General features: G+C 67.1%; 12 protein-coding genes. 5 read left to right on the forward strand and 7 right to left on the reverse strand.

What is annotated here, in order from left to right:
* The first annotated feature begins 188 nt into the window (after window positions 1-188).
* Both OHZ10_RS18555 and OHZ10_RS18560 read left to right on the forward strand, forming a co-directional pair.
* Window positions 189-746: a PAAR domain-containing protein gene (locus OHZ10_RS18555; protein WP_081051976.1), complete on the forward strand. Its 558-nt coding sequence runs from the start codon at window positions 189-191 to the stop codon at window positions 744-746.
* Window positions 746-1339, forward strand: coding sequence for a type VI secretion system amidase effector protein Tae4 (locus tag OHZ10_RS18560; RefSeq protein ID WP_342705516.1), 594 nt, complete (start codon window positions 746-748; stop codon window positions 1337-1339). Before OHZ10_RS18555 ends, OHZ10_RS18560 begins: the two co-directional genes overlap by 1 nt.
* Window positions 1340-1943: 604 nt before the next feature.
* Here OHZ10_RS18560 and OHZ10_RS18565 read toward each other — a convergent pair.
* On the reverse strand, window positions 1944-3467 hold the full coding sequence (locus OHZ10_RS18565) for an MFS transporter (protein WP_059238334.1): 1524 nt from the start codon (window positions 3465-3467) through the stop codon (window positions 1944-1946).
* A 145-nt stretch (window positions 3468-3612) separates the two neighbouring features.
* Between OHZ10_RS18565 and OHZ10_RS18570 the strand changes: the two genes are divergently transcribed.
* A complete protein-coding gene (locus OHZ10_RS18570) occupies window positions 3613-4251 on the forward strand; it encodes a TetR/AcrR family transcriptional regulator (RefSeq protein ID WP_059238332.1) in 639 nt (212 codons plus the stop codon).
* Window positions 4252-4334: 83 nt separating this feature from the next.
* Here OHZ10_RS18570 and OHZ10_RS18575 read toward each other — a convergent pair whose 3' ends face one another.
* Entirely contained in the window at window positions 4335-4931 is a 597-nt protein-coding gene (locus tag OHZ10_RS18575) for an MlaC/ttg2D family ABC transporter substrate-binding protein (protein WP_059238330.1), read from the reverse strand.
* A 310-nt stretch (window positions 4932-5241) separates the two neighbouring features.
* Between OHZ10_RS18575 and OHZ10_RS18580 the strand changes: the two genes are divergently transcribed.
* Both OHZ10_RS18580 and OHZ10_RS18585 read left to right on the forward strand, forming a co-directional pair.
* Window positions 5242-7875 (forward strand): MMPL family transporter, encoded by a 2634-nt coding sequence (locus OHZ10_RS18580; protein ID WP_256087019.1) that lies wholly within the window; start codon window positions 5242-5244, stop codon window positions 7873-7875.
* Window positions 7868-8863: an MlaA family lipoprotein gene (locus OHZ10_RS18585; RefSeq protein ID WP_059238326.1), complete on the forward strand. Its 996-nt coding sequence runs from the start codon at window positions 7868-7870 to the stop codon at window positions 8861-8863. Before OHZ10_RS18580 ends, OHZ10_RS18585 begins: the two co-directional genes overlap by 8 nt.
* A gap of 109 nt (window positions 8864-8972) precedes the next feature.
* On the opposite strand, the gene OHZ10_RS18590 is transcribed toward OHZ10_RS18585, so the two are convergent.
* The 5 genes from OHZ10_RS18590 to OHZ10_RS18610 all read right to left on the reverse strand — a co-directional run bounded on the left by OHZ10_RS18590 (window position 8973) and on the right by OHZ10_RS18610 (window position 14375).
* Window positions 8973-9629: a phosphorylase gene (locus OHZ10_RS18590; RefSeq protein WP_059238323.1), complete on the reverse strand. Its 657-nt coding sequence runs from the start codon at window positions 9627-9629 to the stop codon at window positions 8973-8975.
* Between the two features lie 54 nt (window positions 9630-9683).
* Entirely contained in the window at window positions 9684-11657 is a 1974-nt protein-coding gene (shc, locus tag OHZ10_RS18595; RefSeq protein ID WP_226196136.1) for a squalene--hopene cyclase, read from the reverse strand.
* A gap of 11 nt (window positions 11658-11668) precedes the next feature.
* Window positions 11669-12922: a hydroxysqualene dehydroxylase HpnE gene (gene hpnE, locus OHZ10_RS18600; RefSeq protein ID WP_342705518.1), complete on the reverse strand. Its 1254-nt coding sequence runs from the start codon at window positions 12920-12922 to the stop codon at window positions 11669-11671.
* A 13-nt stretch (window positions 12923-12935) separates the two neighbouring features.
* Window positions 12936-13784, reverse strand: a complete 849-nt coding sequence (gene hpnD / locus OHZ10_RS18605; protein ID WP_059238317.1) for a presqualene diphosphate synthase HpnD — start codon at window positions 13782-13784, stop codon at window positions 12936-12938.
* A 258-nt stretch (window positions 13785-14042) separates the two neighbouring features.
* Window positions 14043-14375: a hypothetical protein gene (locus OHZ10_RS18610; protein ID WP_059238315.1), complete on the reverse strand. Its 333-nt coding sequence runs from the start codon at window positions 14373-14375 to the stop codon at window positions 14043-14045.
* Between the last annotated feature and the right edge of the window lie 87 nt (window positions 14376-14462).

Genomic DNA, 14462 nt, shown 5'->3' on the forward strand with positions numbered 1-14462 from the left:
GTCGCTACCTCGCAATTCGTCGTCCAATTTCATACTCGTCCAATCGACCTCTCCCCGGGTCGATGAAATCCTTTCGCTTGCCGCGGCGAGCGACATCCTCACAAGCCACGCTTTCGAGTGCGCGACGTCGTCACGCGGCACACGGTATCGCCAACATGGGTTGGTGACCGGAACCGAGGAGCGAAATCATGATGCGCCGTATCGCGGTGGTCGGCGACGCGCTGGAAACCGGGGGAAGGATTCTTGCCTACGCGGGGCCGACATTCACTTTCGGCAATCCTGGCCACCAGGTTGCACTGATCGGCGGTCTCGCATTCTGCGATGCATGTAGAGGCACCGGACCGATCGCCAAGGCCGGCGGGCCACGGCGCCTCAATTTCATGGGTGAAACGGCCGCCGACGGAGACATCGTCTTATGCGGCTGCCCGACGCCACCGCGCATCAAGGCAACGCTCGCTGGCGAATCATGGTGTGACGATATGGCGGAAACATCCGGCGTGGTTGCCTCCGAAAAAAATCGGGAAGGGGGGTCAGTAATCGCGGGCGCTTACGATGAATCCGTTCACGCAATTGGAAGTGGCGCATCGACAGGCTATCCGTACGTTATCGAAACGTCAGACGGACGCATCCATTCAGGCCACCTCGACGATCGCGGGTATTTGCCTCGCATTCACACCGCAGACGAGGATGAATACGTTGTCTACTGGGGCGACGAAGCCCTCGCAAGATTGAGCGGGGACGCGTAATGCCGAACGGAAAGACAACCGTCAAGACGACCGCCGTGCCGAAATCGCACAAGGAAGTCGAGTTGAAGTCCGTGACGTTTTCCGAGCTTTGGAACAACTATGCTCACGGAAACCCGTACGATGATCCCAACGGGCATTACCAGAACCAATGCGCGATCCGGATGAGCGTAACGCTGCACAACGTCGGCATCGAGATGAAGTCGTTTTCGCAGAAGCGGGTTGGACCGATGCCAGGCAAACCGACGCTGGGACGCCTGCTCATCAATGGCAAATCGACAGCCACACGCGCATACGAATTCGCCGAGTGGTTGAAGCTGCGGCCGATCGCTGGCGTGCTGGCTCCCGAGAACATTACGGGACGCGATTGGGCAAGCAAAGTAGCAAATCGAACCGGAATTGTCTTTTTCGATGGCTATTGGTTTCAGGACGGTGATTCCCCGGACAACTTGAGCGGCGGCCATATCGACCTCTGGAATGGAAGCAGGCTCACCGGTTTCGCATCGGGCATTCGGATTTCATGGAATATTGTGATAGAGGGTTTCTGGTCTGATTTCCGCAACTCAAAAACCATCTTGTTCTTTCCCGTCAAATGAAATTCGTTGCCGCTGTCGCGAGCGCACTTGTCGGCGTAGCCTTCGCGACCTTGATCTGCTGGGGATCTCTCTACGCATACGGAACATTCGTCCTGCATGGCAGAGGGAGTCTTTTCGATACGAACCCGGAAATCGCAAATGCGTTCTTCGCAGGATGGGGTGGGCTGTCCGTCATCTTCGCGGTCGTCTCGGCGAGCGTCGTGACTCGCAGGAAATCACGTTAATCCCCGGACATGTGGTCAACAATAAGGCGTGGCGGATGCTCGCTCCTTCATGGAATCGCAGGCCTGATCACAACCTGGCTCGCATGCTGGATCGGGAGTCGGATCGATTGGAGGATTCATACCGGTTTGCGACTGCACTTCGGCCGCCATTCCTGCCACGAAATCGACCTCTGCTCACTACCCTGGCCAATTTTCGCGCTACTCATCGCGATTCTGCTCGGCCCGTCACTTGCATTCGCCTTCGCAGGTTGGAAGATCGGTCGTCAGCGCGTCACAGCACGAAAACTGGTACTTTCCTTGATCGCATTGGCGACGCCCACAATGCTGTTCTACATCGCTTCATACGTGATTCGATAGCATCAGAGGTTGATCGGCCACGTTCATTCCGGCCGTGATTGCGTCGCGCACGGCACCGGCGCAATACCCTGTTGCCGACTGACTTCACGCCGCATCATCAGCATCACCGCCACGCCAACACTGAGGATTCCAGAACACAAAACCGCGATCGAAAACCCGTGCGCCATCGCCTCCCGATACGCACCGAGCATGTCCGGCCGCCCCGCCGCGAACACATGCTCCATCACGGCCTGCCGCGCCAGCGTATCCGCGTGCGCGCCGCCTGCCGCCTGCATCGCGGCCGTCATCCGGTGCAACGCACCGACGCTCATCATGCTGCCCAGCACCGCGATGCCCATGCTCATTCCGGTCTGGCGCAACGCGTTCATCGTCGCCGACGCCATCCCCGCGCGCTCGGCCGGCGCCAATTCCATCACGGACATGCCGGTCGCCGGCACCGCGAGCCCCATGCCGACGCCGAGCAGCGCCAGCGCGACTCCAACCGCCATGTAGGGCGTTCCCGCCCCGAAGCCGGCCATCACCGCGAGCATCGCACCGATCAGCCCATACCCGGCCACCATCAGCGTGCGCAACGGAACGCGCGCCGCGATGCGCCCGAACAGCATCGACGTGATCGCCGTCATCACGAACTGCGGCATCAGTTGCCAGCCGGCCACGGCGGGCGCGCGCCCCTGCGCCTGCTGCAGGAACAGCGACAGGAAGAACAGGCTGCTGTACCCCGAGAATCCGAGCACGAACGACGCGAGATTGGCGCGCACCAGCCGCCGGTCGCGGAACAGCCACACCGGCAGCAGCGGCCGCTCGACGCGCGTTTCGACACGAACGAACAACGCAAACGCCACTGCGGCGCCCGCCAGCGGCGCAAGCACCTTCGCATGCGCCGCGCCGGCTTCGCCGATGCCGATCAGCCCGTACGTGAGCAACCCGAGCCACACCACGCTCAGCGCCTGCCCGAACGGATCGAACGCCGCGTGCTCCGGATGCCGCCGCTCCGGAATGCCCCATGCGCCGAGCAATACGGCCACGATGCCGATCGGCACGTTGACGAGGAAGATGTCCTGCCAGCCGCCATGCTCGACGAGCAGGCCGCCGACCAACGGCCCGAGGATCAGCGCGAGCGCGCTGAACGCGGACCAGCCGCCGATGACGCGGGCGCGTTCGCGCGCATCGGGAAACGCATGCGTGAGGATCGGCATCGCGCCGGGAATCAGCAACGCGCCGGCGAGCCCCTGGATCGCGCGGCCGATCAGCAGCGGCCCGAGCCGTCCTGCACATGCGCAGACGATCGACCCGGCCGTGAACAGGATCACGCTCGCGAGCCACACGCGCTTGTGACCGTAGCGGTCGCCGAGCGGCCCGGCCGACAGCATGAACGCCGACAGCGCGAGCGCATACGCGTTGACGACCCACTGCAGGCCGCCGATATCGGTATCGAGCGCCGTCTGCAGCGTCGGCAATGCGACGTTGACGATGCTGATGTCGAGCGTGGCGAGAAAGGTGCCGAGACAGGCGGCCAGGACGAGTGCGGCGCGACGGTAACGAGGCATGGCGGTCGGCCCTCGATGGGCTCATGAATAAGAATGATTCTTATCTTATATATCGACTGACCGTCGGTCAATGGATTGCGTTGCCCGCGAGCGGAGGGCTTGGCCTAAACTGCGGGCTTTGCACGAACGGGCGTCGAGCCGCGCGATGACGGACAGGACAAAGGCAGAAACCAGGACAGCGAATGACGACGTGCCGGCAGGCAAGCCGCGTACCAAGCCGGCGGAAGTCCGCCTCGACGAATTGATGGCCGCGGCCGAGACGCTGTTCCTCGCGCAGGGCGTGGAAGCGACGACCATCAGCGAGATCGTCGAGCACGCGCAGGTCGCGAAAGGCACGTTCTATCACTACTTCGAATCGAAGTCCGACATGCTCGCCGCGCTCGCGCAGCGCTACACGGCGTCGTTCCTCGACCGGCTGCAGCACGCGGTGGACGCGTGCGACGCCGACGACTGGCTCGCGCGCCTGCGCGCGTGGATTCGCGCCAGCATCGAGACCTACGCAGCGACCTACCGCACGCACGACATCGTCTACACGAACCATCACCACCACGATCGCACGAATGCCGACAAGAACGCGATCCTCGAGCAGCTCGGTGCGATTCTCGACGGCGGCGTCCGCGCCGGCACCTGGCAGCTCGCGCACCCGCAGGTCACCGCGCTGCTGATCTACGCCGGCGTGCACGGCGCGACCGATCACATCATCGCGGCGCCGGAAACGGATCGCGCCGCGTTCGTCGCCGCGGTGGTCGACGATTGCCTGCGGATGCTCGGCGTCGCCGCCTAATACGCAGTCAACGCGCCGCCGCCATGAAAAAGGGCGCCCGAGGGCGCCCTTCATGCATCCGGATCTCGGCCTTGCAGCAGCCGTCAGTTCGTCCGCGAATTGTGCTTCTGCAGATACGCGATCAGCCCGTCGATCCCGCCCGACGCGAGCTGGCTCTTGAACTGGCCCTGGTAGACCTGGATCAGCCACGCGCCCGACATGTCGATGTCGTAGATCTTCCAGTCGTTGCCGACCTTGCCGAGGCGGTAGCCGACCGACTGGCTGTCGCCCGGCGTCGTGACCGTCGACTGCACGAGCGCGTCGGCGCCCGACGCACCGCCGGCCTTGAACGAGAACTTCGCGTCCTGGCTGCCGAGCTGCGCGAGCGACGCGGCGTAGGTGCGCGTCATCAGCAGCTTGAACTGCTTGTACAGCTCCTGCTGCTGTTGCGGCGTGGCCTGCTTCCATGCGTCGCCGACCGCGATGCGGGTCGTGCGCTCGAAGTTGGTCGCGGGCAGGAAGCGCTGCTCGACGACTTGCGTGACCTTCGTCATGTCGCCGCCGCGCGCGGCCGGGTCGGCCTTCATCGCGGTAACGGTACCCTCGACCGCATTGCGGACGATGTCGACCGGCGCGCTCTGCGCGAAAGCGGAAACCGACACGGCGGCGGCCGCGACGAAAGCAAACAGATGACGTTTCATACGGATATCGCACTCGATGAGAAAAAACGACCGGCTCTTTGCATCGGCCGGTGGAGCAAAGTATACCGGGCCTGACGCCCGGCTGCCGCACGGTGACCGACTGTTACCTTTCGGCTTCATTTGTCACACGCAATGCAGCCCCGCACCGATTATGTAAATATCCCCATACAAATGAACCGGTCGCCGGTATCGATTCCGCCGCCGCGAACAAATCTCCTTCCCGCCCCGAAACCCCCAACGTCACGACCGCCGCCACGCCGCGCCGGTATACTTGGCTACTTTGCCCTTGCCAGCCGCTCCCCACCGCCACATGGTGACATCTCTCATCGTCCGACTCGTTGCGTGGTCGGTGCGCCGCCCCGTCTGGGTCGTCGTCCTGTCGCTCGTCATCGCCGCCTTCAGCGGCGTCTACGTCGCGCAACATTTCAAGATCAACACCGACATCAGCAAGCTCGTCGATGCGGAACCTCAATGGGCCGCGCTCGGCCAGGCCGTCGACAAGGCGTTCCCGCAACGCAACGGCACGATCCTCGCGGTCGTCGAAGCGCCCGCGCCCGAATTCGCGAATGCCGCCGCGCATGCGCTGACCGAAGCGCTGCAGAAGGACGCCGATGCCGGCCGCATCGGACAGGTCGCCGAGCCCGGCGGCGGGCCGTTCTTCGAGCACAACGGTTTGCTGTTCCTGTCGCCGCAGGACGTCTCCGATACGACGTCGCAGCTCGCGAGCGCGCGTCCGCTCGTCAACGAACTCGCGAAGAACCCGAGCCTCACCGGGCTCGCCACCACACTGGCCACCACGCTCGGCCAGCCGCTGCTGACCGGCCAGGTGAAGCTGTCCGCGATGGCGAAGCTGCTCGCGCGCAGCGCCGCGACGGTCGACGACGTGCTGGCCGGCAAGCCGGCCGCGTTCTCGTGGCGCGCGCTGGTCGACAACGATGCCGCGCGGCAGCCCGCGCGCGCGTTCGTCACCGTGCAGCCGGTGGTCAACTACGGTGCGCTCAAGGCGGGCGCGGAAACGAGCCAGGTGATCCGCGACGCGGCCCGTTCGCTCGACCTCGAAACGCGCTACGGCGCGGCCGTGCGCCTGACCGGCGAACAGCCGCTCGCCGACGACGAATTCGCTTCGGTCGAAGACGGCGCCGCGCTCAACGGTGCGCTCACGCTGCTCGCCGTGCTCGTGATCCTGTGGCTGGCGCTGCGCTCGAAGCGGATGATCGGCTCGGTGCTCGTCACGCTGTTCGTCGGTCTCGTCGTGACGGCCGCGCTCGGCCTCGCGATGGTCGGCTCGCTGAACATGATCTCGGTCGCGTTCATGGTGCTGTTCGTCGGCCTCGGCGTCGACTTCTCGATCCAGTACGGCGTGAAGTACCGCGAGGAACGCTTCCGCGATCCGCGCATCGATCACGCGCTGATCGGCGCCGCGCACTCGATGGGCATGCCGCTCGCGCTGGCTACCGCGGCCGTCGCCGCGAGCTTCTTCTCGTTCATCCCCACCGCGTATCGCGGCGTGTCCGAGCTGGGCCTGATCGCGGGCGTCGGGATGTTCGTCGCGCTGCTGACCACGCTCACGCTGCTGCCTGCGCTGCTGCGCCTGTTCGCGCCGCCGGGCGAATCGAAGACGCCGGGCTTCCCGTGGCTCGCGCCGGTCGACGATTACCTCGATCGTCATCGCAAGCCGATCCTGATCGGCACGCTCGTGGTCGTGATCGGTGCGCTGCCATTGCTCGCGTTCCTGCGCTTCGACTTCAACCCGCTGCACCTGAAGGATCCGAACAGCGAATCGATGGCGACGCTGCTCGCGCTGAAGGATTCGCCGGAAGCCGCCGTCAACGACGTGACGATGCTCGCGCCGTCGCTCGCCGAAGCCGACGCGGCTGCGAAACGCCTCGACGCGCTGCCCGAAGTCGGCCGCACGACCACGCTGTCGACCTTCATCCCTGCCGACCAGCCCGCCAAGCGCGCGGCGATCGCCGCGGCCGCGAGCGACCTGCTGCCCGCGCTGACGCAGCCGGCCGCACCGCCCGCGACCGACGCGCAGCGCGTCGCCGCGCTCAAGCGCGTGTCGGACCTGCTCGGCTACGCGGCCGAGGATCACCCGGGCCCGGGCGCGGCCGCCGCGCAGCACCTGTCCGCGTCGCTCGCGAAACTCGCGGCCGCCGACAGCGCGACGCGCGACCGTGCCGAGCGCGCGTTCGGCGACACGCTGCGCATCGCGCTCAACCAGCTCGCGTCGCTGCTGCAGCCGCAGGACATCACGCGCGAATCGCTGCCGCCGCAACTCGTGCGCGACTGGGTCGCGCCGGATGGCCACGCGCTCGTGCAGATCTCGCCGAAGGTGCCGAAGGGCGTCGACCCGAACGACGACACGATGCTGCGCCGTTTCGCGAAGACGGTGAAGGCCGCGGAACCGGGCGCGACCGGCGGGCCGATCTCGATCCTGCATTCGGCCGACACGATCATCAACGCGTTCCTGCATGCGGCGCTGTGGTCGATCATCTCGATCACGGTCCTGCTGTGGATCACGCTGCGCCGTTTCGGCGACGTGCTGCGCACGCTGGTGCCGCTGCTCGTGTCAGGCGTCGTGACGCTCGAGATGTGCGTCGTGCTCGGCATGCCGCTCAACTTCGCGAACATCATCGCGCTGCCGCTGATGCTCGGCGTCGGCGTCGCGTTCAAGGTGTATTTCGTGATGGCGTGGCGCGCGGGGCAGACGGGGTTGCTGCACTCGAGCCTCACGCATGCCGTGCTGTTCAGCGCCGCGACGACGGCGACTGCATTCGGCAGCCTGTGGCTGTCGCACCATCCGGGCACGTCGAGCATGGGCAAGCTGCTCGCGCTGGCCCTGACCTGTACGCTGATCGGCGCCGTGGTGTTCCAGCCCGTCCTGATGGGCAAACCGCGCGTCAAACGCGCCAAGAACCAATCGCAAGGAATCAATGAATAAGGTGCGAATCATTGCGGCGACCGTCGCCGCCAGCGCGATGCTGTCCGGCTGCGCGACGGGACCGAACCGCAATCCCAACGACCCGCTCGAGCCGATGAACCGGGCGATGTACAAGTTCAACGACACGGTCGACACGAACATCGCCCAGCCGATCGCGAAGGGGTACCAGAAGGTCACGCCGACCCCGGTGCGTACCGCGATCAGCAACTTCTTCTCGAACCTCGGCGATCTCGGCAACATCGCGAACAACCTGCTGCAGCTGCGCATCACCGACGCGACGGAGGATCTGATGCGCGTGGCGATGAACTCGCTGTTCGGCGTCGCCGGCCTGATCGACATCGCGACGCCGGCCGGGCTGCCGAAGCACCACCAGGATTTCGGGCTGACGATGGCGCGCTGGGGCGTGCCGTCCGGCCCCTACCTCGTGCTGCCCGTGTTCGGGCCGAGCACGATCCGCGACGGCGTCGGCCGCGCGGTGGACGTGCGTTTCAACCTGCTGAACTACATCGAGCCGGCCGCACGCAACCCGATGTACATCGCGCAGTTCATCAGCGCGCGTTCCGACCTGCTCGGTGCGACCGACCTGCTGAAGCAGGCCGCGCTCGATCCGTATTCGTTCGTGCGCGACGCGTACCTGCAGCAGCGCAAGTCGCTGACGTACCGCAGCCAGTCTTCATCGGCCGCGCTGCCGACCTACAACGAACCGGGTGAGTCGGGCACCGTGCCGGCCGCGACGCCGGCCGTGCCGGGGCTGCCGAACTACGAGGATCCGGGCGAGTCGGGCGGCGCATCGGGTGCCACGCCGAACAGCGCGCCGGCTGCGCCGGGGTTGCCGCAGTATGACGATCCGGGCGCGGACAACGCGATGCCCGCGAGCGCGCCTGCTGCAGCACCGGCAGCAGCGTCGGCCGCCGTACCGGCGTCGTCCGGTTCGGCGACCGTGCCGGCCGCACCTGCCGCACCTGCCAGCGGTCCGGCCGCGCAGTAACGCCGCAACGGCGACCGCGCAAAGACAAAGAGCGCTGCATCATGCAGCGCTCTTTTTTTGTCCGTACGTAGCGGGAAGCGGGGAAACGGGGAAGCAGGGAGAAAGTCGCTCAGACGATCCGCATCGCGCCCGTACGCTCGAATGCGTGCCGCGCCTGGATCAGCGTCGTGCGCGCCGCACGCGCGTCGCTTGCGACCTGCAGCAGCGGGCCGAGCTGCGACGGTTGCTTCAGCAGTTCGCGCAGGATCGGCAGGATCGCCGTGCTGCCGTCGTCGCGCAGGCCGGCCGTCGCCGCGCGCGGCAGCGTGCGCCACGCCGGATCGACGATCGCGCGGCACACGGCGAACGGCACGCCGCGCGCCGCCGCGAAGGCCGCCGCGATGTGCGACTCCATGTCGACCGCGAGTGCGCCTTTCGCCTGATGCAGCGACGTCTTCTCCTGTTCGCTGACGACCGGCGCGCCGACGGCCGCGATCGTGCCGCGCGTGACGCGCGCCCAGACCGGTGTGTCGTGCAGCGAGGCGACGAGCCGTGTGCTCCAGCCCGCATCGGTCTCCACGCGGCCGAACGGCCCGTCGATCGCGTTCGCGATCACGAGCGCGCCGGGCACCAGGTCGGGCGCAAGCCCGCCCGCCGTGCCGAAGCTGATGATGCCCGCGCAACCGCGCGCGGTCGCGTCGGCCAGCGCGCGTTCGAGCCGGTCGGCCCGCGCGGCGAACACGGCCTCGACGCCATCGCCGCGTGCGATGCGCGCCTCGAATGCCATCCCCGTCACCGCGATGACGGGCAATGCGCCGTTGTGTCGTGACACGCCCACGCGTTACATCCCGACCGTGACGCGCGTCGCGTTGTCACGCTTCAGGTTGCGGTAACGCGCCAGCGCCCACAGCGGGAAGAACTTGCGATAGCCGTGGTAGCGCAGGTAGAACACGCGCGGGAAGCCCGTCGCCGTGAAGCGCGTCTCGTCCCACAGGCCTGCTTCGTTCTGCTGGGCAATCAGATAGTCGACGCCGCGCGCCACGGCCGGGTTGTTCACCTCGCCGGCCGCCATCAGGCCGAGCAGCGCCCAGGCCGTCTGCGACGCCGTGCTCGGCGCCTGCTCGAAGCCGCGGTAGTTCAGCTTGTAGCTGTCGCCGTCCTCGCCCCAGCCGCCGTCCTTGTTCTGGATCGACAGCAGCCACTGCGCGCCGCGCTTCATGCGCGGATCGTCCGGCGTCAGGCCGGCCGCATTCAGCGAGCACAGCGCGGTCCACGTGCCGTACACGTAGTTCATCCCCCAGCGGCCGTACCAGCTGCCGTCCGGTTCCTGTTCCTTCAGCATGTAGTCGAGCGCGCGGCGGGCCGGCTCGCTGTTCAGCGGCGTCTCGCCGAGCTGCGACAGCATCGACAGGCAGCGGCCCGACACGTCGGACGTCGGCGGATCGAGCAGCGCACCGTGATCGGAGAACGGGATGTTGTTCAGGTAGTACTGCGTGTTTTCCGGTTCGAACGCACCCCAGCCGCCGTCGCTGCTCTGCATGCCGACGACCCATTCGCGCGCACGCGCCATCGACTCGCGATACGTGTCCGATTGCTCGAGCTTCTGCGCACGATCCATCGCCATCACGACCACGGCCGTATCGTCGACGTCCGGGTAGTGCGCGTTCGCATACTGGAACGCCCAGCCGCCGGGCCGCACGTGCGGGCGGCGCGAGATCCAGTCGCCGCGCACGTCGAGGATCTGCAGCGGACGCAGCCATTCGAGGCCGCGCATCACCGCCTGTTCCGCGCGTGCATCGCCGGTCTCGAGCAGCGCATGCGCGGCGAGCGACGTGTCCCACACCGGCGACAGGCACGGCTGGCAATACGCTTCGTCCTCGTGCACGACGAGCAGCTTCTCGAGCGCCTTGCGCGCGATCGCACGGTTCGGATGATCTTCCGCGTAGCCGAGCACGTCGTACATCATCACCGCGTTGGCCATCGCCGGGTAGATCGCGCCGAGGCCGTCCTCGCCGTTCAGGCGCTCGTCGACGAACGACACGGCCTGGCGGATCGCGCGTTCGCGCGTGTAGCTCGGGAACAGGCCGTCGACCGCGCGCAGCGCATGGTCGACCACGCGGAAGAACGCGAACCAGCCGGCGCTCTGGTGGCCCTGGCGCGGCAGCAGCCCGGCGTTGACGGGCGGATCGATGAACAGCTCGTCGATGCGCACGCCGCGCGGGTTCTTCGCGATCGGACGCTTCGCGTTCAGCACGAGCAGCGGCACGATCACGGTACGCGCCCAGTACGACACCTTCGACAGGTGGAACGGGAACCACTGCGGCAGCAGCATGATCTCGACCGGCATCATCGGCACCGCGCGCCACGGAATCGCACCGTACAGCGCGAGCTGGATGCGCGTGAACACGTTCGACATCTCGGCGCCGCCCATCGCGTGGATCGCCTTTCGTGCGCGCTGCATGTGCTCGGCGTTCTCGTCGTCGCCGATCACCTTCAGCGCGAAATACGCCTTCACGCTCGCGCTGATGTTCGGCGCGCCGTCGGTGAACAGCGGCCAGCCGCCGTCGGCCTGCTGGATGCGGCGCAAATACTTGCCGATCTTCTGCTCGAGCTCGAGGTTCGGCGTCTCGCCGAGATAGTGCACGAGCAGCACGTATTCGGCGGGAATCGTCGAATCGGCTTCGAGCTCGTAGACCCAGTGTCCGTCCGCTTGCTGCGCGGCCAGCAGCGCGTCGGTCGCACGTGCGACGGCCGCGTCGACGCCGGCCGGCACGGCGCCGGCGGACAAGGTAGCCATTTCGGTGAGATCGTTCATCGGTCCCTCTCTTATTGTGTCTGGAGCACGTCCGCGGCCAGCTGGCCGGAACGGATCGCGCCCTCGATCGTGGCGGGCAAGCCGGTGGCAATCCAGTCGCCCGCCAACACAAGATTGGTCCAGCGCGTACGCACGGCCGGACGTTTCATTTCCTGCGACGGCACCGCCGCAAAGCCCGCGCGCGGCTCGACGACGAGCTGCCACGCGGGGATGGTTTCCGGGTTCGCGCCGGTCACGCGCGCGACGTCTTCCCAGATGCGCCGCGCGAGCGTATCGTGCGGCGTGTCGAGCCAGCGGCCCGCGTCGCGGATCGTCGCCGCGAGCTGGCCGCCGCCGGTGCGCACCGCATCGACGACGCCGTTCACGACGGTCGTCTGCAACGCTGCGCCGACCGGCGATTCGACCGCAAAATACGCGGTCACGACCGCGCTGAACGTGTCGGGCGCGGTGAGTTCGGGTACGAGCGGCTGCGCGACCTCGGGCGGCACGGCCAGCACGACCGCGTCGCCCGGCGCGAGATCGATACGCTCGCCGCCGACCGAAACCGCATCGACCGCATTGCCGTGCGCGCCGAATTCGAACGCGTCGAGCCGCGAATTCAGCCGGATCTGCGCGCCGCCATGCTGCAGCATCCGCAGCGCGGGTTCGACGAATGCGCTGCCGAGCCCGTGGCGCGCGACGAGCGGACGGCAGCCGGGGCCGCCTGCGGCAAACGTGCCGCACAGCGCGGCGCGCGCGAGTTCGGCGCTCGCATGGCGCGGCTCGACGTTCAGCACACCGAGGAAATACGGCCGCAGCCAACGATCCCACAGCACGCCGTCGCATCGCATCGTCTGTGCGAGCGAGCGGCCCGTGCGCGCGAACGCGAGCGGGGCAAGCGCGAGGTAGTCGAGCGGCGTCGTGCCCGGCGCGCGCGACGCGGCATCGAACAGCCACGACGGCCAGCGCCCGTTGCCGAAGCGCAGCGTCCAGCGCTGCTGCGACGCGACGTCCACGACCGGAAACTCGGGCAGCGCAGGCCCCGCGAGCTGATCGGCCGCGCCGATCGCGCGCAGGTAGCGCTGCGTCGCGGGCTGTCCCGCGAATACCGAGTGCAGCCCGCTGTCGAGCGTCGTGTTCAGCGTCCCGTCGAACCACGAACGGCAGCGGCCGCCCGCGTGGGCATGCGCGTCGTGCAGCACGATGCGCCGCCCGCGGCGTTGCAGCTCGACCGCGGCCGACAGGCCCGCGAGTCCGGCGCCGATCACGTGGACGGTTCTGGGCATCGACGCAGTCGACTCAGAACAGCGCGTAGCGCGCGGCGATCATCAGCATGCGTGCCTTCGGCTTGCGCAGCGGCGCGCGCGGCGCGGCAAAGCCGCGTGCGATCGCGGCTTCGAGAATGCAGCGATACGCGCCCGACATGATGCGCGGCGCCTTCACCTGCGCACGCGGGCAGGTATCCATCACGGCGTCGGCCTGACGGAAGTGCTCGAGCGCGCGCTCGACGAGCGTCGCGCACACGCGCGGCAGCGCCGGATCGCGCACGATCGTCGCCGGATCGGTGATCGCGATGCCTTCGCGCGCGAGCAGTTCGCGCGGCAGGTAGCAGCGGTTGATCGCCGCATCGTCGTCGATGTCGCGCAGGATGTTCGTCAGCTGCAACGCGCGGCCGAGGTGGTGCGACAGCTTGATCCCTTCGGCTTCCGGCATCCCGAAAATCCTCACCGACAGCCGGCCGGCCGCGCTCGCCACGCGATCGCAGAAGAGGTCGAGCGTCGGCTCGTCGGGCGCGCAGATGTCTTCGACCGCATCCATCGCCATCCCGTCGATCATCGCGTGGAAATCGTCGCGCTGCAGGTTGAACGCGTGGATCTCGCGGTCGAGCGCGGCCAGGTGGCGCGGCGGACGGCCGGCGAAACACGCGTCGATGTCCGCGCGCCAGCGATCGAGGCCCGCGTTGCGCTCGGCGCGCGGCAGGTCGCTGTCGGCGATGTCGTCGACTGCGCGGCAAAACGCGTAGACCTGGAACATCGCATCGCGCTGCACCGCAGGCAGGATGCGCATCGCCAGATAGAAGGAACTGCCCGATGTGGCGGCAGCGGCGTCGGTTTCTTGTTCGTCCACGACGGAATTGGAAACGGCCAAGACGAGCTCCACGGAGACACCCACGCGGGGCGATTGAAGAAGCCATGCCCGGCTGGGATGGTCAGGGTGTCAATGCGTGCGAGATATGCGAACGATCGACGCAGACAGGCACAAATTACCGGCCGGAAGCCGGAATTGGGCGAAAGTATAGCAATCTTTGAAGTTCGATGGCGGACACGCGCCGCGCCCGGCGGGGCGCCGGGCACCGCTGTCGGGCCGGCGCGGCGGCCTCGGCGGCAACGGGTGCCGCACGGCGCGTCAGCCGTAAACGACGTCTCGCTGCAGGTCGAGCGCAATGAGCCCCATTTCACGCGTGAGCTGCAGCATCGAGCGGCGCTCGAGGCGCGAACCCATGAAGCTCGTCACGCGGCCGTCGGGCTCGGCGGTGAACTGGAAAACCGCGCCGCCGGTGCCGAACCACGCGCCCGGCACGTCCGGCGATTCCCGCCAGTCGATTTGCTCGAACACGCGCGCGATACCCGCGCGCACCAGGTCGCCCGGGCCGATCGGCGGTGCGATGTCGCCCAGGTCGTCGAGCGAATAGGGGCCGGGCTTGTCCGGCTTCCGGTAGAAGAGATAGTCGACGTTCATGGGGCGCAATCGCGGGCAAAGTCACAAATTAGCGCGCTTCGGCACAAATTCAAATCGTATCCGGATGAAATGTGGCCTGCGCGAGAC

This window comes from Burkholderia arboris, assembly GCF_038723655.1.
Lineage (GTDB): Bacteria > Pseudomonadota > Gammaproteobacteria > Burkholderiales > Burkholderiaceae > Burkholderia > Burkholderia arboris.